General features: G+C 67.1%; 20 protein-coding genes and 1 tRNA gene. 10 read left to right on the top strand and 11 right to left on the bottom strand.

Annotated features, from left to right (window positions below; all coding sequences use genetic code 11):
* Window positions 1-119: 119 nt before the first annotated feature.
* From serA to trmD, 3 genes are all read right to left on the bottom strand, one after another.
* Window positions 120-1,712: a phosphoglycerate dehydrogenase gene (gene serA, locus ACYQML_RS22065; protein ID WP_207413547.1), complete on the bottom strand. Its 1,593-nt coding sequence runs from the start codon at window positions 1,710-1,712 to the stop codon at window positions 120-122.
* Window positions 1,713-1,921: 209 nt separating this feature from the next.
* Window positions 1,922-3,088 carry a phosphoserine transaminase gene (locus ACYQML_RS22060; RefSeq protein ID WP_461234044.1) on the bottom strand — a complete coding sequence of 389 codons (1,167 nt, stop codon included), beginning with the start codon at window positions 3,086-3,088 and terminating at the stop codon, window positions 1,922-1,924.
* Window positions 3,089-3,245: 157 nt separating this feature from the next.
* On the bottom strand, window positions 3,246-3,962 hold the full coding sequence (gene trmD / locus ACYQML_RS22055; protein ID WP_311275985.1) for a tRNA (guanosine(37)-N1)-methyltransferase TrmD: 717 nt from the start codon (window positions 3,960-3,962) through the stop codon (window positions 3,246-3,248).
* Window positions 3,963-4,134: 172 nt separating this feature from the next.
* Here trmD and ACYQML_RS22050 point away from each other — a divergent pair, with 172 nt between their 5' ends.
* Both ACYQML_RS22050 and ACYQML_RS22045 read left to right on the top strand, forming a co-directional pair.
* Window positions 4,135-4,875: a methyltransferase domain-containing protein gene (locus ACYQML_RS22050; RefSeq protein ID WP_311275986.1), complete on the top strand. Its 741-nt coding sequence runs from the start codon at window positions 4,135-4,137 to the stop codon at window positions 4,873-4,875.
* A gap of 79 nt (window positions 4,876-4,954) precedes the next feature.
* Complete coding sequence (locus ACYQML_RS22045) at window positions 4,955-5,746, top strand: bestrophin-like domain (RefSeq protein WP_311275987.1); 792 nt, start codon at window positions 4,955-4,957, stop codon at window positions 5,744-5,746.
* Between the two features lie 28 nt (window positions 5,747-5,774).
* Here the strand turns inward: ACYQML_RS22045 and rimM are convergent, their stop codons facing one another.
* The 4 genes from rimM to ACYQML_RS22025 all read right to left on the bottom strand — a co-directional run bounded on the left by rimM (window position 5,775) and on the right by ACYQML_RS22025 (window position 8,758).
* The gene (gene rimM, locus ACYQML_RS22040) at window positions 5,775-6,461 is read right to left on the bottom strand and encodes a ribosome maturation factor RimM (RefSeq protein ID WP_311275988.1); all 687 of its coding nucleotides are present in this window, start codon (window positions 6,459-6,461) and stop codon (window positions 5,775-5,777) included.
* A gap of 12 nt (window positions 6,462-6,473) precedes the next feature.
* Entirely contained in the window at window positions 6,474-6,836 is a 363-nt protein-coding gene (gene rpsP, locus ACYQML_RS22035; RefSeq protein ID WP_027174221.1) for a 30S ribosomal protein S16, read from the bottom strand.
* Between the two features lie 111 nt (window positions 6,837-6,947).
* Window positions 6,948-8,510 (bottom strand): signal recognition particle protein, encoded by a 1,563-nt coding sequence (gene ffh / locus ACYQML_RS22030; RefSeq protein WP_311275989.1) that lies wholly within the window; start codon window positions 8,508-8,510, stop codon window positions 6,948-6,950.
* A gap of 17 nt (window positions 8,511-8,527) precedes the next feature.
* Window positions 8,528-8,758 carry a hypothetical protein gene (locus ACYQML_RS22025; RefSeq protein WP_056432777.1) on the bottom strand — a complete coding sequence of 77 codons (231 nt, stop codon included), beginning with the start codon at window positions 8,756-8,758 and terminating at the stop codon, window positions 8,528-8,530.
* A 380-nt stretch (window positions 8,759-9,138) separates the two neighbouring features.
* Here ACYQML_RS22025 and ACYQML_RS22020 point away from each other — a divergent pair, with 380 nt between their 5' ends.
* Window positions 9,139-10,368, top strand: coding sequence for a GGDEF domain-containing protein (locus ACYQML_RS22020; protein WP_461234043.1), 1,230 nt, complete (start codon window positions 9,139-9,141; stop codon window positions 10,366-10,368).
* Window positions 10,369-10,756: 388 nt separating this feature from the next.
* Here the strand turns inward: ACYQML_RS22020 and ACYQML_RS22015 are convergent, their stop codons facing one another.
* Together ACYQML_RS22015 and ACYQML_RS22010 are read right to left on the bottom strand one after the other, a co-directional pair.
* Window positions 10,757-11,125, bottom strand: coding sequence for a hypothetical protein (locus ACYQML_RS22015; protein WP_207413535.1), 369 nt, complete (start codon window positions 11,123-11,125; stop codon window positions 10,757-10,759).
* A 76-nt stretch (window positions 11,126-11,201) separates the two neighbouring features.
* Window positions 11,202-12,224, bottom strand: coding sequence for an LLM class flavin-dependent oxidoreductase (locus ACYQML_RS22010; RefSeq protein WP_461234042.1), 1,023 nt, complete (start codon window positions 12,222-12,224; stop codon window positions 11,202-11,204).
* Between the two features lie 185 nt (window positions 12,225-12,409).
* Between ACYQML_RS22010 and ACYQML_RS22005 the strand changes: the two genes are divergently transcribed.
* On the top strand, window positions 12,410-13,324 hold the full coding sequence (locus ACYQML_RS22005; protein ID WP_461234041.1) for an MBL fold metallo-hydrolase: 915 nt from the start codon (window positions 12,410-12,412) through the stop codon (window positions 13,322-13,324).
* A 16-nt stretch (window positions 13,325-13,340) separates the two neighbouring features.
* On the opposite strand, the gene ACYQML_RS22000 is transcribed toward ACYQML_RS22005, so the two are convergent.
* Window positions 13,341-14,042, bottom strand: coding sequence for a glutathione S-transferase N-terminal domain-containing protein (locus ACYQML_RS22000; RefSeq protein ID WP_461234040.1), 702 nt, complete (start codon window positions 14,040-14,042; stop codon window positions 13,341-13,343).
* 180 nt (window positions 14,043-14,222) lie between these two features.
* Between ACYQML_RS22000 and ACYQML_RS21995 the strand changes: the two genes are divergently transcribed.
* The 6 genes from ACYQML_RS21995 (at window position 14,223) to ACYQML_RS21970 (ending at window position 16,298) form a co-directional block, all read left to right on the top strand.
* Entirely contained in the window at window positions 14,223-14,486 is a 264-nt protein-coding gene (locus tag ACYQML_RS21995) for a hypothetical protein (protein ID WP_244477921.1), read from the top strand.
* 31 nt (window positions 14,487-14,517) lie between these two features.
* Window positions 14,518-14,712, top strand: coding sequence for a hypothetical protein (locus ACYQML_RS21990; protein ID WP_056432797.1), 195 nt, complete (start codon window positions 14,518-14,520; stop codon window positions 14,710-14,712).
* A 72-nt stretch (window positions 14,713-14,784) separates the two neighbouring features.
* A complete protein-coding gene (locus ACYQML_RS21985) occupies window positions 14,785-15,036 on the top strand; it encodes a hypothetical protein (protein ID WP_056433139.1) in 252 nt (83 codons plus the stop codon).
* Between the two features lie 372 nt (window positions 15,037-15,408).
* Complete coding sequence (locus tag ACYQML_RS21980; protein ID WP_461234039.1) at window positions 15,409-15,678, top strand: hypothetical protein; 270 nt, start codon at window positions 15,409-15,411, stop codon at window positions 15,676-15,678.
* A gap of 182 nt (window positions 15,679-15,860) precedes the next feature.
* A tRNA-Pro gene (locus tag ACYQML_RS21975) sits at window positions 15,861-15,937 on the top strand.
* Between the two features lie 49 nt (window positions 15,938-15,986).
* Entirely contained in the window at window positions 15,987-16,298 is a 312-nt protein-coding gene (locus ACYQML_RS21970) for an ETC complex I subunit (protein ID WP_056433142.1), read from the top strand.
* A gap of 319 nt (window positions 16,299-16,617) precedes the next feature.
* Here ACYQML_RS21970 and ACYQML_RS21965 read toward each other — a convergent pair whose 3' ends face one another.
* Window positions 16,618-17,373 (bottom strand): SHOCT domain-containing protein, encoded by a 756-nt coding sequence (locus ACYQML_RS21965; protein ID WP_461234037.1) that lies wholly within the window; start codon window positions 17,371-17,373, stop codon window positions 16,618-16,620.
* Window positions 17,374-17,465 lie beyond the last annotated feature (92 nt).

The raw sequence follows: 17,465 nt of genomic DNA, 5'->3' as shown, positions 1-17,465 counted from the left end.
CCCGGGATCCAGAAACGCAGGTCGAGCAAGACTATTCGCCGTTGGCGGCTCTGGATCCCAGGCTCGCCTTCGGCGCCCCGGGATGACGGCAACGTGCCCCCTACGAGAGGGCAACGCGCTCAGAAGCTCACCGGCCGTGCCCGCTTCACCTGCGGGATCGTCTCGATCTCCACCCGTACGCTGTCCGAGATCGGTGCGTCGACGGCGCAGAAGCAGATGGCGTTGCCGCCCTCTTCCTCGCGGCCGAGGTTGAAGGTCGCGACGTTGACGCCGGCCTCGCCCAGGATAGTGCCGAGCCGGCCGATGAAGCCCGGCTTGTCGTGGTTGCGCACGTAGAGCATGTGCGGCGCGAAGGCGGCGTCGATGGCGATGGAGCGGATCTCGATGATCCGGGGCTTGCCGTCATGGAACACCGTCCCGGCGGCGTCGCGCGGCATATCCTCGGCATCGACCGTGATGCGGATCACGGATTCGTAGTCGCTCGCGCCGCCCTCGCGCTTGATCTCGTCCACCACGATGCCGCGCTCCCGCGCCAGAGCGGGGGCGGAGACCATGTTGATGTCCTGCAGGAACGGCCGCAGCGCCCCGGTCACCGCCGCCGCCGTGAGCGCACGGGTGTTCATGCCCGCCACTGCGCCCTCGTAGGTGATGCGGATGCCCTTGATCGGCGCGTCCGTGAGCTGGCCGAGGAACGAGCCGAGCTTTTCGGCGAGCGCCACGAACGGCTTCAACCGGGGAGCCTCGTCCGCGGAAATGGACGGGAAGTTGATCGCGTTGGTAATCGCGCCGGTCATCAGGTAGTCGGACATCTGCTCGGCGACCTGCAGCGCCACGTTCTCCTGGGCCTCGTTGGTGGCTGCGCCGAGATGCGGGGTGCAGATGACGTTGGGATGGCCGAAGAGCGGATTCTCGGTCGCTGGCTCGTCGACGAACACGTCGAAGGCCGCCCCGGCCACATGGCCCGAATCGAGGGCGGCGCGGAGCGCCACCTCGTCCACGAGGCCGCCGCGGGCGCAATTGACGATGCGCACGCCGGGCTTCACGCGGGCGAGGTTCTCAGCCGACAGGATGTTGCGGGTCTTGTCGGTCATCGGCACGTGGAGCGTGATGATGTCGGCCCGCGCCAGGAGCGCGTCGAGCTCGACCTTCTCGACCCCGATTTCGAGGGCGCGTTCCGGGGAAAGGTAGGGGTCGTAGGCCACGACCTTCAGCCTCAGGCCCACCGCGCGGTCGGCGACGATGGCGCCGATATTGCCGCATCCGATGATGCCGAGCGTCTTGCCGGTCAGCTCCACGCCCATGAAGCGGTTCTTCTCCCACTTGCCGGCCTGGGTCGAGAGATCCGCCTGCGGGATCTGCCGCGCCAGGGCGAACATCATCGCGATGGCGTGTTCGGCGGTGGTGATCGAATTGCCGAAGGGCGTGTTCATCACGATGACGCCGCGCGCCGTGGCGGCGGCGACATCGACGTTGTCGACGCCGATTCCCGCCCGGCCGATGACCTTCAGGCGCGAGGTCTGGGCCAGCACCTTCTCCGTGACCTTGGTGGCCGAGCGGATGGCGAGGCCGTCGTAATGGCCGATGATCGCGGCGAAGCGCTCCTTGTCCTTGCCGAGGTTGGGGAAGAAGTCGACGTCGATTCCACGATCGCGAAAGATCTGCACGGCGGCATTGGAGAGGGAATCGGAAATGAGCACCTTGGGAGCAGCCATGATGGCCTCCGGCTCTTGAGGAAGGGAATTATGTCGGAGGTGAGGTGTGAGGGCGCGGCAGGTCGCAACCCTCCCCCCATTGCGGGGGAGGGTGGTCGCGGAGCGACCGGGAGAGGGGACGACCTCTCCGGACAGCGCGCTCCCCTCACCCGACCCGCTGCGCGGGCCACCCTCTCCCGCAAAGGGGAGAGGGGGAGGGGAGCATTGCCTCAGGCAGCCTTGGCGAGCTTCGCCTTCTGGGCGGCATAGGCCCAGTCGAGCCAGGGCATCAGGGCCTCGAGATCCGAGGTCTCCACCGTGCCGCCGCACCAGATGCGCAGGCCGGCCGGCGCATCGCGATAGGCGCCGATATCGAAGGCGATCCCCTCGGAATCGAGCGTGTCGGCGATCCCCTTGGCCACCGACGCCACCGTGGCGTCACCCATCGCGAGGACGTCCGGATCGGTGATGACGAGGCAGACGCCGGTATTCGAATACGTCGCCGGGTCGACGGCGAGGTGTCCGATCCACGGGGTCCGCGCCACCCAGTCGTGAACGACCTTGGCATTGGCGTCGGCACGGGCGTGGAGCGCGTCGAGACCGCCGATGCTCTGCGCCCAGCGCAGGGTATCGAGGTAATCCTCGACCGCGAGGAGCGAGGGCGTGTTGATCGTATCGCCCTTGAAGATGCCCTCGATCAGCTTGCCGCCCTTGGCCATCCGGAAGACCTTCGGGATCGGCCAGGCGGGGGTGTTGCTCTCGATGCGCGCGACGGCGCGGGGCGAGAGGATCAGCATGCCGTGCGCGGCCTCGCCGCCCATCACCTTCTGCCAGGAGAAGGTGACGACATCGAGCTTGGCCCAGTCGAGCGGCATGGCGAAGGCGGCCGACGTCGCGTCACAGATGGTCACGCCTTCACGGTCGGCGGCGATCCAGTCGCCATTCGGCACGCGGACGCCGGCGGCGGTGCCGTTCCAGGTGAAGATGACGTCGTTGTGCTTCGTGTCGATGGCCGACAGGTCCGGCAGCACGCCATAGGCGGTCTCGTGGACGATGGGCGAGATCTTCAGTTCCTGCAGCGCATCGGTGACCCATTCGGAGCCGAAGGCTTCCCAGGCGGCGACCTCGACCGTCTTCGGACCGAGCATCGACCACATGGCCATCTCGACGGCGCCGGTATCCGAGGCGGGGACGATGGCGATGCGGTAATCGGCGGGCACGCGCAGCACGGTGCGGGTCAGCTCGATGGCCTCGACCAGCTTGGCCTTGCCGGCGGGAGAGCGGTGCGAGCGGCCGAGAGTGGCGTTCTGAAGGGCCTGGAGGGTCCAGCCGGGACGCTTGGTGCAGGGGCCGGACGAGAAATTCGGCACGCGGGGGCGCGTGGTGGGACGTGTCATGACAAAGTCCATCCTTACAGATGAATGCTCCTCGTTGGGGAGGAGTGGCCCGCCGCTGCCAATGAACCTCACGCGACGAATAAGCAAGATGCGTTGCGGATAAATTCAGTCCCGCCCTCCGGAACGTCATGGTCTTTCGCGGTCAAACCTTGATGGATCAAGGCTTTGTCGAGGACATGCCGGATCGCACAGACAGGTCAGGCCGGCGTTCACGCGTGATCCGCTCCGCCTCGCCCCGGCGCCAGCGCGCGATGGCCCCATGGTTGCCCCCATTGAGGATCTCGGGAATCGCCCGTCCCTCCCATTCGCGGGGGCGCGTGTAATGCGGATATTCGAGGAGGCCGCCCTCGAAGCTCTCCTCCTCTCCCGAGGCGGATTTACCCATGACTCCCGGCAGAAGCCGGATGCAGGCGTCGAGCACGACCATCGCGGCCATCTCGCCGCCGGACAGGATGTAGTCGCCGATGGAGACCTCTTCGAGGTGCCTCGCCGCGATCACCCGCTCGTCCACCCCCTCGAACCGGCCACAGACAACGACGAGTCCCGGCCCCTCCGCGAGTTCGCGCACGCGCGCCTGCGTCAGGGGGCGTCCGCGCGGGCTCATCAGCAGCCGGGGCCGCGTGTCGCCGGGGGAAGCGGCGGCATCGATGGCCGCACCCAGCACGTCGCAGCGCAGGACCATGCCCGCTCCGCCCCCCGACGGGGTATCGTCCACGGCGCGGTGGCGGCCGATCCCGTGGTCGCGGATCTGCCGGGCTTCGAGCGCCCAGGTTCCGCGCGCGAGCGCATCGCCCGAGAGCGAAATGCCGAGCGGGCCGGGAAACATCTCCGGGTAGAGGGTGAGGATCGTGGCGGTCCAGGGCGCGGGCGTCATGGCGCTTGATGACGCGTGTGGTGAGGGCGGGTCAACGATCCTCTTCCAGTGTTACGCCTCGACAGACTCCCTCGCCTGAAACGAGAGGGGACCCGTGCTGCCCTCCAGATGTGTGAATGCCGCAGGCAACCGGGGGAGGGCACTTCCGGGCGGGCCGCCTCGTTGTCCCACCATGTCTTCTCGTCTCGCCCTTGCGGCCTTCCTCACCCTCATCGTCCCGGCCTTCGCCGCAGAACCGCTGGCACCTCCTGGCACCCCTGCCTCCGCTTTTCCAAAACCGGACAGGCCGGTGGCCGAGATCATCGCGCCGCTCTGGGCCTCCGAAGCCCAGCGCGACAAGGTCGATGAGGTGGGCCAGGTGGCGCGGCTGATGGGGATCGCGCCGGGCCAGACCGTGGCCGATATCGGGGCTGGGAGCGGCTATTACACGACGCGTCTCGCGGAACGGGTCGGCCCTCAGGGCCATGTGTTCGCCGAGGACGTGACGCCGCGCTATCTCGCCGACCTCACGGCACGTCTCGCACGCGCCAAGCTCGGCAACGTCACCGTGGTGCGGGGGGAGCCGCACGATCCGCGCCTGTCGCCGGGCTCCCTCGACGCGGCGTTGCTGGTTCACATGTACCACGAGATCAGCCAGCCCTACGGCCTCCTGCACAACCTGGCCGCGGCGATGAAACCCGGTGGCCGGGTGGGGATCGTCGATGCCGACGCGATCCCCTCTCGCCATGGGACGCCGCCGGCCCTGCTGCGGTGCGAACTCGCGGCGGCGGGCTATCGCGAGACCGGCTTCTCGGTGCTGGAGGGCGGAGTCGGTTATCTCGCGATCTTCGAGGCTCCGGCCCCTGCGGCACGCCCCGATCCCTCGTCGATCACCCCGTGCACGGATGGGGCGACGCGAACCGGCCAGCGTTGAGCCAGGGCGGATTCACGGTTCGGTAGCGGCGAACGGCTATCATCGTCCCGGCTCGAAGAGCGAGCGGGAGAATACGTGCGTGGTCCTGACGTTTTGGCTCGATCAGCCTGTCTGGCTGATGTTCGTCCTTTTGAGCGCCGTCTTCGCGGTCTGCATGGGCGCCATCAGCCTTCTCTCCACCTGGTCGGCGACCCGGCCGGGCATGCACAAGCTCGGCATCGGCGTCGTCGCCCCCTATTTCAACGCCATCTCGGTGATGTTGGCGCTGCTCACGGGCTTCGTGGCGAACGACGCCTGGGAACGGCAGCGGCAGGCGACGAAGATCGTGCAATCGGAGAAGACCAATCTCCTCGCCGTTCACGATCTGAGCCTCGCCGCGGCCTCCGACATGTCCGCGATCCGCACCAAGCTGCTCGCCTACGCGAACGCGCTGATCGACGACGAATGGCCGAAGATGACACAGGGCGAGTCTTCGGGGACCGCGAACGACGCCCTGGGCGAGTTGATGCAATCCGTGGCCGATCCCCGGCACAGCACCGAGGCGGGAGCCGCCGCGCATGGGAGCCTGCTCGACGCGGTGATGAACCTGCGGGCCGAGCGCGGCACGCGCCTCGGCCTCGCCGACGTTCAGGGCGACCAGTCGAAATGGCTGACGCTGATGGTACTGGCGCTGCTCACCCTCTTCTCCATCGGGCTGATCCACGTGGACAAGCCGGTGCCGCAGGCCGTCGCGATGATCCTGTTCTCGGCCGCCACGGTGACGACGCTGGGCATGATCGGCCTGCACGAGCGGCCCTTCGACGGGCCGATGCCGGTCACGTCGGCACCGCTGGAGATGGCGCGGACGTCGATGACGAGCCCGAAGCCCTGAGCGACGGGCCGGTCCCGGCGCTCCCGCCTCAGGCGGGCTCGTCGGGTGGCTTCGGCCCGGCGGGCGCGAACAGGTCGTCGGGCGGATCGATCACGATCCGGCCATTGGCCACGTCGAGGGTCGGGACGAAGGCCTTGGTGAAAGGCAGGAGCGCGGTGGGACCGCCTAGCGCCGGCTTGATCTCGAGGAGATCGCCGCCGCCGTAATTCGGCACGTCCGTGACGGTGCCGAGGAGCGCGCCGGACAGATCCACCACGTCGAGCCCGACGAGGTCGGCGGTGAAGAACTCGTCTTCGTCCTCGACTTGGCCGAGGCGGTCGCGGGGCAGGTAGATGGCGAGGCGGTTGAGCGCTTCCGCGCCGTTGCGGTCGGAGACGCCCTTCACCCGCACCACGAGCAGGTCGGGCGAGGCTCCGCCGGCCCGGCGCACATCGGTGAGCTCGATGCGCTGCCCCCCGGCGCCGATGAGCGGCCCGTAGGAGCCGATGGCCTGCGGGTCGCCGGTATAGGATTTCAGGCGGATTTCGCCGTTGAGCCCGTGCGCACGGCCGAACTCGCCCATCTGGACGAGGCTCGGATCGGTGGACGGGAGCGGCACCTCCGGCATCGGCCTGGGCCGATGCGCGGAGGTCGCCGAGCCCGAGCCTAAGCGGCTCGGGCGGTCGCGACGGCCGCCATCGCCGGCGGAAGAAGTGCCTCCGGGACGGCGCGCCATCGCTGGGACGCCTTAGGCTGCGGCGTCTTCGGCCGGGGCGGCGGCCTTCTCGGCGCGCTTGGCGGCGCGCTCCTTTGCCTTCTCGCCCGGCTCGGCCTTCTGCGGGTTGTTGCGCGCGGGGCGCTTGGCGAGGCCGGCGGCATCAAGGAAGCGCAGGACGCGGTCGGTGGGCTGGGCGCCCTTGGCGAGCCAGGCCTGGATCTTCTCGGACTCGAGCACGATGCGGGCCGGATCGTCCTTGGGCTTCATCGGGTCGTAGACGCCGACCTTCTCGATGAAGCGGCCGTCGCGGGGCGCGCGGGCATCGGCGACGACGATGCGGTAGTACGGGCGCTTCTTGGCGCCACCACGGGTGAGACGGATCTTGAGGGACATGGTGTGCTCCTGGAGGTTGGTAATCTGATCGTTCTTGGCGGATAGCGAGTAGTGAGTAGCGAAGAGAGCCGGCCTGCCGCCCCTTCGCTATTCGCTACTCCCCATTCGCCCCTACTTCTTCTTCCCGAACGGGAAACCGCCGAGGCCCGGCAGACCGCCCGGCCCCTTCGGTCCTCCGAGCCCCGGAAGGCCCGGCATCTTTCCGCCGCCGAAGCCCGGCGGCATGGGCGGCAGCTTGCCGCCCAACTGCTTCTGCATCGCCTCGATCTGCTCGGGCGTCGGCTCGGGCATGCCGGGAGGAAGGCCGGGCATGCCGCCCATGCCGCCGCCACCCAGACCGAACATCGAGCCGAGCGCCTGGCCGATGCCGCGCTTGCCCGATCCCATCGCCTTCATCATGTCGGCCATGGTCCGGTGCATCTTGAGGAGCTTGTTGAGCTCCTCCACCTTCGTCCCCGACCCCGCGGCGATGCGCTTCTTGCGGGAATTCTTGAGGATGTCGGGATTCTTGCGCTCCTGCGCGGTCATCGACGAGATGATGGCGCGCTGGCGCTTGAACATGTTCTCGTCGAGATTGGCGCCCTCGACCTGCTTCTTCATGGCGCCCATGCCAGGGAGCATGCCCATCAGGCCGCCGATGCCGCCCATCTTCTCCATCTGGGCGAGCTGCATCGACAGGTCGTCGAGGTCGAACTTGCCCTTGCGCATCTTCTCCGCGGTGCGGAGCGCCTGCTCATGGTCGATGGTTTCGGCCGCCTTCTCCACGAGAGAGACGATGTCGCCCATGCCGAGGATGCGGTTGGCGACGCGGGAGGGATGGAACTCCTCGAGCGCGTCCACCTTCTCGCCGGTGCCGACGAGCTTGATCGGCTTGCCGGTGACGGCGCGCATGGAGAGCGCCGCACCACCGCGCGAATCGCCGTCCATACGGGTCAGCACGATGCCGGTGACGCCCAGGCGCTCGTCGAAGGCGCGGGCGGTGACCACGGCGTCCTGCCCGGTGAGCGCGTCGGCGACCAGCAGGACCTCATGAGGCTTCGTCGCCGCCTTGACCTCGGCGGCCTCGGCCATCAGCGCCTCGTCGAGGGTGATGCGACCGGCGGTGTCGAGCATGACCACGTCGAAACCGCCGAGGCGCGCGGCATCCATGGCGCGGCGGGCGATCTGCACCGCCGATTGGCCCTCGACGATGGGCAGGCTGTCGACGCCGACCTGCTTGGCCAGGATCGCCAGCTGCTCCATGGCGGCCGGGCGGCGGGTGTCGAGGGAGGCGAGCAGCACCTTGCGCTTGTCGCGGTTGGTCAGGCGCCGGGCGATCTTGGCGGTGGTGGTGGTCTTGCCCGAGCCCTGGAGGCCGACCATCAGGATGGCGACGGGGGCGGGGGCGTTGAGATCGATGAGGCCGGCCTCGGAGCCGAGCATGGCCACGAGTTCGTCGTTGACGATCTTCACGACCATCTGGCCGGGGGTCACCGACTTGACGACGACGGCGCCGACCGCCTTCTCGCGGACCTTCTCGGTGAAGCCGCGCACCACTTCGAGGGCGACGTCGGCTTCGAGCAGCGCGCGCCGCACCTCGCGGAGGGCCGCGGTGACGTCGGCTTCCGTGAGCGCACCCCGACGGGTGAGCCCCGAGAGGATACCGGACAGGCGGTCGGACAGGCCTTCGAACATCGTCTGGCTCTCCGAACCTACTGGAACAGGCCGGCGGACGAGACGCGCCGCACCTGCAGCGCCGCCTCGAAGGCGTTGATCGCCGACGCGAACTTGTCCCGGCAATCGGGATTGCAGAACCCGACGACGGACCCGTTGTAGAGCGTCAGGGAATCGACCGCGATCGGCTTGCCCGACCAGGGGCAGACGTCGTTGACCGCATCCTCGATGCGAAGGGGTTCATGCGCTTGCGACAGGGCGAGACTCACTCGTCTGGATCGGCGGAGCGACGGCCTGTTTCCAACGCGAAACTCGCCCGAGGGCGCATCGCGCTGTCGGGCGTTGACCTCCAGCCTCACAGGGCCGGTCGGCGTTCGTATTGACGACATGTCGTCGGATATGAGGTTGGCGGACTAGTCCGGGAGCCCACGCAAGTCAAGATCGCGGTGGAAACCAAGGACAAATCCCGCCACGCGATCGCGGCCGGGAGTATGGTGCTTGGCCTCGATATTCCTCCGTCTAACGTCGAGACGGCTGCGAATCACGTATTCGGCGTCGCTTCCTTCGAGCTTGGCCACGGCGAGGCCCTAATCCTGGCCCGAGAATCGGCCTCAGACTTGGCGGATGACGAAAGAAACACCTGCCCCGCATGCCGGACTTTTATACGCTCTACCTCATCGTGCTGATAGCCGGGCTCTCGCACTGCGTGCTCTGGGCCGCCATCCTCTATCGCTACAGGACGCTGCCGGGGGTGCGCTACTGGTTGGCGGGCAGCATGGCTCATGTGGCGGGCGGCATCCTGCTCGCCATCGATGGCGGCATCGGGAATTTTGCCACCACCGTCGGCGGGAATGCCGTCGCCTGTCTGGCCTTTCACCTGAATACGGTCGGCCTGCGCCGCTTCCACGGGGACAGGCCGCGTTGGGCTCTCCATGCCGGGCTGCTGGCCGCCAGCATCATGGCCATGGCGCTTACCTGGCAACCTTGGTGGGGCCAGAACCCACTCTACGTCACGTCGCAATGCATTCCTCTCGTGCTCGCCGCCCTCTATCTCGCCCGGCGCCGGACACGGGAGCTCGGCGCACTCATCACGATGAGCGCGCTGACCGTCGCGATCACGGCCCATGGCATCGTCGCCTGCGCGGTGACGGTGAGGCTCAGCGGCATCGCGCCGGATGCCTCGCTGGTCTTCCTCGCCGCCATCGACCTGCTGGTCTTCATCCTGGCGGGCATCGTCTGGAATTTCGGCTTCCTCGTCTCGGTGGTCGACAGCCTGATGGCGAAGGTGGAGCGGCTGGCCGCCGAGGACGACCTGACCGGCCTGCCCAATCGCCGCCAGTTCATGCGGCAGCTCACCGGGGAATGCGCGCGCGGGACGGGCGAGCCGTTCAGCGTGATGCTGATGGATCTCGACCGGTTCAAGGGGATCAATGACGACCTCGGCCACATGGCCGGCGATGCCGCGCTCAAACACGTGGCGGACGCGGTGCGGCGAATCATTTGTCCCGCCGATGTGTTCGCGCGGCTCGGCGGCGACGAATTCGGCATCCTGCTTCGCGGCGTCCAAGGGGATGCGGCCGGTCGGATCGCCGAGCAGGCCAACGCGGCCCTGCGCGCTTCACCCTTCCTCTGGCGTGGCGAACGCATCGGGCTGACGATCAGCATCGGCGTGACCTCGGCCGTCCCCGGCAGACACCACATGCCGGAGGAACTGATCGAATGCGCGGATTCCGCGCTCTACGTCACGAAGGGCCGGAAACGAGACGGCTGGACATTCCTGCCCTTCGCATCCCGGCCGAACTTCGGCGCAGGTCAGGCGGGCGGGGCGAAAACCTCGCGCCTGCCCGATCGGGCCTCGCGCATCCCGCTGGCAGGCTGAACCGACCGCCTCCGGTCGAGCGCTACGAGAGTCACGCATCTCGCGGGATGCGCGGGACACGGCTCGAGAAAGGCAGGGCGCCTGCATATGGCACCACCCCGTCATTCCGGGTCGCCACCGGCGAGCCCGGAATCTAGAGCCACAGACGGTGCAAAGTCCTCACCACCTGTGTTTCTGGATCCTGGGCTCCGCTGCGCGGCCCCAGGATGACTGGGGCTACAATCAGGCTTCCGACGAGCAAATCGGCCACTGCAATCTGCTTCTGTTCCCAGGAGAGGAAGCCCGTTGCGCCTCAAGTCGAACCCTCTTGAATAGAGCGAACAGCCGTCGAGTGGATGGATAAATCCGGCAGGCTCGGCCGAGAGCGATCAGAGCGAGGCCCCCGGATTCACCGATCCTCGAATTTCGGCTTCCGCAATTCCGCCTGGAGTTTCAGCACCTCGTCGAGACTCATCGACCGGCTGCTCCAGTTCGTCTCCATGATGTTGATGGCGGTGAAGCTGTAATGGGCCTTGCCGCCATAGGCGTCGAACGGCGTGCCGTCCGGGTCAGGTGCCACCGGCTTGACGTAATCGACCCGGTAGGACGGGTGGCCGCCCTTGCCCGTGACCGCGATGCGGACCGAGGCGTTGCCGTGCCGCTTCTGGCAGAAGCGCATGTTGGTGAGCAGCCGGCTCAAATAGGCGTCCGCCTCCTCCAGGGTGGGGACGACGTCCGCGAGAGTCGCGTCGGAGGGAAGGTGCGTCTTCTTGATCATGTCGGCCCGTGAGGTTGGTGCCGCACCATAGGCACACCATCCGGGTGAGGCGAGCCCCGGCCCGGCGGAGCCGGGATCAGCCCGCGACGAGTTCCCGCGCCGGGGCTGCCCGGATCGGTGCTCCGGCGACATCCGCCAGGATCTCGTAGGAGCGCACGCGGGCGGCATGGTCGTGGATGGCGCTAGCCACCATGAGTTCGTCCGCGCCCGTCTCGGCGATCAGGTCTGCGAGCCCCCGGCGCACGGTCTCCGGCGAACCGACGATGGCGCGGGCCAGCATCCCCGAGGCTTGGCGCTTCTCGGAGGGCGACCAGTAGGTCTCGATATCGTCGATGGGCGGCGGCAGCAGGCCCCGCGTGCCCCGGAACATGTTGGCGAATTGCTGCTGCGCCGAGGTGAACAGGCGGCGCGCCTCGGCATCGGTCTCGGCCGCCACGACGTTGACGCCGACCATGGCATGGGGCGCCGTCGACTGCTCGGACGGGGTGAAGCGCTCGCGATAGACGGCGAGCGCCTGGATCAGCGCGTCCGGCGCGAAATGCGAGGCGAAGGCGTAGGGCAGGCCGAGCATCGCCGCCAATTGGGCCCCGAACAGGCTGGAGCCCAGGATCCAGAGCGGCACCTTGGTGCCCGTGCCCGGCACGGCCTGGATCACCTGGCCCGGCTGCGCGTCGCCCAGCAGCGCCTGGAGTTCGAGGACGTCCTGCGGGAACTGGTCCGACGTCTCCGGCGAGCGCCGCAGGGCGCGCAAGGTGCGCTGGTCGGTGCCAGGCGCGCGGCCGAGGCCGAGATCGATCCGGCCCGGATACAGGGTCTCGAGCGTGCCGAACTGCTCGGCGATGACCATGGGCGAGTGGTTCGGCAGCATGACCCCGCCGGCCCCGACGCGGATGCGGCTCGTGCCCGAGGCCACGTGGCCGATGACCACCGAGGTCGCCGCGCTGGCGATGCCCACCATGTTGTGGTGCTCGGCGAGCCAGAACCGCCGATAGCCGAGGCGCTCGGCGGCCCTCGCGAGGTCGAGGGTGTTCCGCAGGGCGTCCCTGGGCGTCGCGCCATGCGGCACGAAGGCGAGGTCGAGAACGGAAAGAGGGATCATGAATCGCGTGTCCGTTTGCATGAGCGACCGGCTCGCGCCGGCCATGAACGTCCCCACCCGGAAGAGATCGCGACGCCGCCGCCGCTTCGCAACCGGGCCATCCGGTACAGGAGCCATGCGTTCCGGCCGACCCCGAAGCGATCCTCTCGTCATCCGACCCGCGACAGGCTCGACACACGACCTATATGGCTGGGCCTCGACCTCCCGCCCCGAACCCGAGCAACGCCACCGTGTCTCCCGGATACCTGCCCTTCGCCGGCGCCCTCGATCTCCCCGCCTATACCTGTGACAATTGCGGGTTTTGGCAGCGCCATTTCGCGTCGCCGCCCTCGTGTCCGATGTGCCTCGACGCACGTCACGTGGTGCCGCAGAAGGGCTGGCAATTCTGGAGCGAACGCGAGGCGCAGGACCGCTTCCCCTGTCATTGGGAGGAGCTGGAGCCGGGAATCTGGCGTTTCTGGAACGACCCCGTCTCGGGCATCGGGCCGAGCGCCTACCTGATCCAGACGCCCGACGGGAATATGGGGTTCGAGGCCTGCCCGGTCTTCAGCGAGGCGGCGCTCAAGCACATCGCCTCGCTCGGCGGAATGCAGGTCCTATCCTCGTCGCACCCGCATGCCTACGGGGCGCTGGTGCAGCTGCAGGACCGGTTCGACCCGGAACTCTGCCTGCCAGCCGCCGACTTCATCTGGAGCGCGGCCTTGCAGGTCTCCTGGCCCTACGACGATTTCCTCGAACCGCTCCCCGGCCTCGAACTCCACCGCACGGCGGGGCATTTCGACGGCCACGCAATCCTGTTCGACCGGGCGCGAAAGATCCTGTTCTGCGGCGATGCCTTGAAATTCGAGCTCGACCCGAAGGATTTCCGCCGGGCCGAGACGATCTCGGCGCACAAGGCCTTCGTGCGCGGGGTGCCGCTGACCACCAACGAATTGCGCCGCTACCGCGACGTCTTCGCCCAGCTCGACTTCACCCAGACCTGGACCCCGTTCGAGCCGGCCGCCAATTGCGGCCGGGCCGAGGTGCTGGCGCTCATCGACGGCATGCTGGCGACCCGCCCGCACGCCGCCCCGGTGAGGCTGGACAGCCTCCGGCGATAGCTCAGCCCCCCTTGCGTCAGTCGCGCTTGGCGGTCTGGCCGAACATCACCTTCTTGGCGTCCTCGCTCATGGTCTTGCCGTGATCGGGGTTGACCTCGGGCGCGCGGGCATAGGCCGCCTTGGTGCCGGGACGCTCGGCGATGGCCGTGAACCAGCGCTTGAGGCTGGGGAAATCGTCGAGGTTCTGGCCCTGCTTCTCCCAGGGGACGATCCACGGATAGGAGGCCATGTCGGCGATGGAATAATCGGGCCCTGCCACGAACTCCCGGTCGGCCAGGCGCCGGTCGAGGACGCCGTAGAGCCGGTTCGTCTCCTTGACGTAGCGCTCGATGGCGTAGGGAATCTTCTCCGGCGCATATTGCGAGAAGTGGTGGTTCTGGCCGAGCATCGGCCCGAGCCCGCCCATCTGCCAGAACAGCCATTGCAGCACCTCGGCGCGGCCGCGCGGGTCGGAGGCGATGAAGCGTCCCGTCTTCTCGGCGAGGTAGAGCAGGATCGCGCCCGATTCGAAGAGCGAGACCGGCTCGCCGCCGCCCTGCGGTTCGTGATCGACGATGGCCGGCATCCGATTGTTGGGGGCGATGGCTAGGAAATCCGGATTGAACTGCTCGCCCTTGCCGATGTTCACCGGCCTGATCGTGTAGGGAAGTCCGACCTCTTCCAGGAACATCGTCACCTTATGGCCATTCGGCGTCGGCCAGTAATGCAGATCGATCATCGAAATCCCTCCAGCGAACCGCGATCACCGGGCGGCGCTGAAAGCCGAGGTGGCGACCGCCGGCACCGAGGTCAAGCCGGCACCGTTCGGTCGAATGCGACGGATTTTTCACCCTATCGCTTTAAGGTTCTCGTGCTTGCATCCCCCTCCACGGGGTAACCCGAGCGGGAGACCGGCAGGATGAGCAGCGCGACGGCGATCAGCGGCGGCGGGATGGTGGCGGCCTCCCAGCGCTTCAGCAATGCGGCGGAACAGATCGCTACGGTCGGCATGACCATGCCGAGCCCGACTCAGGCCGATCAGATCCTCCCCAGCCCGACCCAGGTGGACCTGTCGAGCTCGGCCGTGCAGCTCATGGAGAGCAAGGCGAGCTTCGAACTCAACACAGCCGTGCTGAAATCGACCCTCGACACCGAGAAGCGCGTCCTCGACATTCTCGTGTAGCGTCCCCATCCATCGACGGAGGTGTCTCACCATGACGATCACGGTTTCGCTGAACTCGCTCGGAGTTCTGAAAGCCACCGACGTGGTGGCGAACGCCCGTATCGACGCCCTGCGCAAGCGGGAGACCGAGTCCAACCTCGTCTCCGTCAATGTCGGCGCGCGCACCGAACCGACCTTGAACGCCCGTCCGACAGGTCAGGACCGCGTCGTCGATGTGATCGTCTAGTGCCGTACCGAAGGCCTGAAAATTAACCGGCTGCAATGACAGTCGACATCAGGTTTGATCGGGATCCATGACGTGACCACCAATCGTCGCAGCGCCTCACGCAAAGATGCCTTCCGCATCGGGGCGCTTTCATTCGGGAACGACCGGCCTGATATCGACTGCCTGGTCTGGGACCAGTCCGAAACCGGCGCCCAGATCGAAGTCGAAGTTCCGGAGGCGGTTCCGGACGAGTTCATCCTGGTCATGACGGCCTATGCGAAGCCCCGCGCCTGTACTGTGGTCTGGAGACGGGACCGAAAGCTCGGCGTCGCTTTCTCGCTCTGAACGCCGGCGCCGCCAGGACATCCGCAGGACGGGTCAAGGGCGGGAATGCCAAGTGCCGGGATCGTCGGCACCGCAGGGTCGCGGATATGGGCTCGAACCCTGAAGCCCCAAACGGCGATTCACTCTCCGCGTCCGTACAACGCGGCTATCAGCGTGCCTCGAATGGCTCCTCCACCACATTTGCAAATGCCCCGCGGTTTCGGGCGGTCGCATCAAGGCGATGCAGGCCGGGCGAGGGAATTTGGTTTTTCCGATTCGAACTCTGTCGCTATGACGGTTGCAGGTCGGCGGCCCGCCGCGTCGGCTCGGTGCGAGTCGATTCCATCGCTCGAGTAAAAGCCATATCCAATTGCATAGACGGGACAAGACGACATGGCACATTGGAAAGACGACGTGGATCCAGCCCTGTTCGAGGCATCGTATCGGCCGGGAGACAGAATTGTCGTTCTCGAAGAGATCGTCGCATCAGACGGAAGAAATGGCCGGTTGATCTTGGAAAAGGGACGACAGTTCGAGGTCGGCATGAGAGGCGGATTTTTGTTCTGCAAGCTCGGCGGCAGCAGATACAATGAAGCGGTGATCCTCCCGGAGGACTTCCGCAAGGTTCAGATCGTGTCACAGATGAGCGTGGTGCAGACATAGCGGTCTGCCGCGACGTCCGCCAAACGGGATCGAGCGGAACCGCCCGCCATCGACGTCCTTAGGGAGGCCGAAGGCGGCGGGCGCGGATCGGTCGGGATTTCACCGCCAGCGGCTCGGCACGTGAGAGGCTGCTTGCGCCGAAACCGGGCAACCGCTAGAGCGATGGAGCCGTAACGGGCAGTCGGGGTGTAGCGCAGCCTGGTAGCGCATCTGGTTTGGGACCAGAGGGTCGTAGGTTCGAATCCTATCGCCCCGACCAATCGCGTGCTTATCGGCCGTTCCATCCTGCAGGAGCTATCGACCCCACGATGCCGAGTGCCCGGATCTACCAGCCCGCCAAGGATCCCACGCAATCCGGCATGGCCCGCACCAAAGCGTGGGTGCTGGAATTCGACCAGAGCTCTCCGCGCGACACCGACCCCCTGATGGGCTGGACCGGTTCGTCGGACATGCTGCAGCAGGTCAGGCTGTCGTTCGAGACGCAGGAAGAGGCCGTGGCCTACGCGACCCATAACGGCATCACCTACCGCGTCGAGCAGCCCCAGAAGCCCGTGATCCGCAAGGGTCTGTCCTATTCGGATAATTTCAAGTTCAACCGCACGGCGCCCTGGACCCACTGAGGCGCCGGCCGAGTCGCAATCCGGGCATTCGGCTCAGAGCTGAATCAGGATCGTGACCACCCCGAAAATCAGGACCGACGCGACCGCGACGGCGAGCAGGATCAGTGCGGCGCGTGATTCGCGCATGTCATCATTGGTCATCGAATCGTCGTTACAACAAATACCGACACAATGGGAGCGGGTCCGGAGGTTGGACGGCGCCCCCACGACCATTGCGTGAGATGGCGCCGTTCCCATCACGAGTGACGGGGCGTCCGCCTGCGATGGACATGCGTCGCCGCAGACGCCCCGAGAAACCGCCCGCCGATCGATGGGGCCCCTACAACCGCGCGAGGAGTTCGGCCTTCTTGGTCGAGAACTCGGCCTCGGTCAGCACGCCCTTGCGGTGCAGGTCGGACAAGCGCTCCAGGGTCGAGATGACGTCGCCCGAGGGGGCTCCGGCTTGCGGGAAATCCGGCTCCGGTGCCGGACGCGGGCGGTCTTCGGTGCGGATCGGCGACGGGATCGGATCGGGATGGAACGGCTTCGGCTCGAGGGACCTATCCGGCGCAGGCGCTACACTGACCCGTTGGAGCGATTCGAGATCGACATAGCCGTTGCGGCCGCTGAAGCGAAGGCTCTGGGTATCCCCCTGCTGCTGCGAGACGCCGGAAATGTCGTAATGCCCGGTATCGTAGAGGACGAGCGTTCCCGCAGTCTCCACAGCGAGCAGCCGGCTATCCGGGAAATAGGCGTAGCGCATGCTGTTCTGCGAGCCGGACGTGGCCGGTCGGCCGAGTTCCGCCGGCCACCAATTCCCGGATGCCGCGCCGTCGTCCCATCCGCCGGGGGGCAGGGATTGGGCCAGATCCGCGCAGAGAGCCGCGACCCGTGACTTGAGATTGGCATCGAACATGTTGCCGATCATGGTCATGCCGCCGGACGACCATTGCCCGAAACCGCCGAGTTCGGGATGGTTGAACTGCGCCATGGTTCCGTTGCCCACCTCCAATGCGCGCATGAGGTGGCGGACGGCGTCGATGCTCACGCCGTGCCGTTCGGCGGCGGCTTGCAGGACGGAGGGTCTATCGGACATGGGCTGTCTCCAAAGACATGAGCTGCCTCCAAAACGGCGAAGATGCCGGGCGCGGCGAAGCGGCCGGATCATAGTACGGCGCCTGCGCGCGA

The sequence above is a fragment of the Methylobacterium sp. CM6244 genome (genome assembly GCF_054817885.1).
The sequence above is the reverse complement of the archived record's forward strand: the minus strand, read 5'-3'. Positions and strand labels throughout refer to the sequence as shown.

What these genes read in the sequence shown, in the direction of transcription:
- ACYQML_RS22020 (WP_461234043.1), top strand. Translation starts at nt 9,139, where the DNA reads ATGCCGGACTTTTATACGCTCTACCTCATCGTGCTGATAGCCGGGCTC.
- rpsP (WP_027174221.1), bottom strand. Translation starts at nt 6,836, where the DNA reads ATGTCCCTCAAGATCCGTCTCACCCGTGGTGGCGCCAAGAAGCGCCCG.
- ACYQML_RS22015 (WP_207413535.1), bottom strand. Translation starts at nt 11,125, where the DNA reads ATGATCAAGAAGACGCACCTTCCCTCCGACGCGACTCTCGCGGACGTC.
- ACYQML_RS22005 (WP_461234041.1), top strand. Translation starts at nt 12,410, where the DNA reads ATGGCTGGGCCTCGACCTCCCGCCCCGAACCCGAGCAACGCCACCGTG.
- serA (WP_207413547.1), bottom strand. Translation starts at nt 1,712, where the DNA reads ATGGCTGCTCCCAAGGTGCTCATTTCCGATTCCCTCTCCAATGCCGCC.
- ACYQML_RS22010 (WP_461234042.1), bottom strand. Translation starts at nt 12,224, where the DNA reads ATGATCCCTCTTTCCGTTCTCGACCTCGCCTTCGTGCCGCATGGCGCG.
- trmD (WP_311275985.1), bottom strand. Translation starts at nt 3,962, where the DNA reads ATGACGCCCGCGCCCTGGACCGCCACGATCCTCACCCTCTACCCGGAG.
- ACYQML_RS21990 (WP_056432797.1), top strand. Translation starts at nt 14,518, where the DNA reads ATGACGATCACGGTTTCGCTGAACTCGCTCGGAGTTCTGAAAGCCACC.
- ffh (WP_311275989.1), bottom strand. Translation starts at nt 8,510, where the DNA reads ATGTTCGAAGGCCTGTCCGACCGCCTGTCCGGTATCCTCTCGGGGCTC.
- ACYQML_RS22050 (WP_311275986.1), top strand. Translation starts at nt 4,135, where the DNA reads ATGTCTTCTCGTCTCGCCCTTGCGGCCTTCCTCACCCTCATCGTCCCG.
- ACYQML_RS22000 (WP_461234040.1), bottom strand. Translation starts at nt 14,042, where the DNA reads ATGATCGATCTGCATTACTGGCCGACGCCGAATGGCCATAAGGTGACG.
- ACYQML_RS21965 (WP_461234037.1), bottom strand. Translation starts at nt 17,373, where the DNA reads ATGTCCGATAGACCCTCCGTCCTGCAAGCCGCCGCCGAACGGCACGGC.
- rimM (WP_311275988.1), bottom strand. Translation starts at nt 6,461, where the DNA reads ATGGCGCGCCGTCCCGGAGGCACTTCTTCCGCCGGCGATGGCGGCCGT.
- ACYQML_RS22060 (WP_461234044.1), bottom strand. Translation starts at nt 3,088, where the DNA reads ATGACACGTCCCACCACGCGCCCCCGCGTGCCGAATTTCTCGTCCGGC.
- ACYQML_RS21970 (WP_056433142.1), top strand. Translation starts at nt 15,987, where the DNA reads ATGCCGAGTGCCCGGATCTACCAGCCCGCCAAGGATCCCACGCAATCC.
- ACYQML_RS21980 (WP_461234039.1), top strand. Translation starts at nt 15,409, where the DNA reads ATGGCACATTGGAAAGACGACGTGGATCCAGCCCTGTTCGAGGCATCG.
- ACYQML_RS21995 (WP_244477921.1), top strand. Translation starts at nt 14,223, where the DNA reads ATGAGCAGCGCGACGGCGATCAGCGGCGGCGGGATGGTGGCGGCCTCC.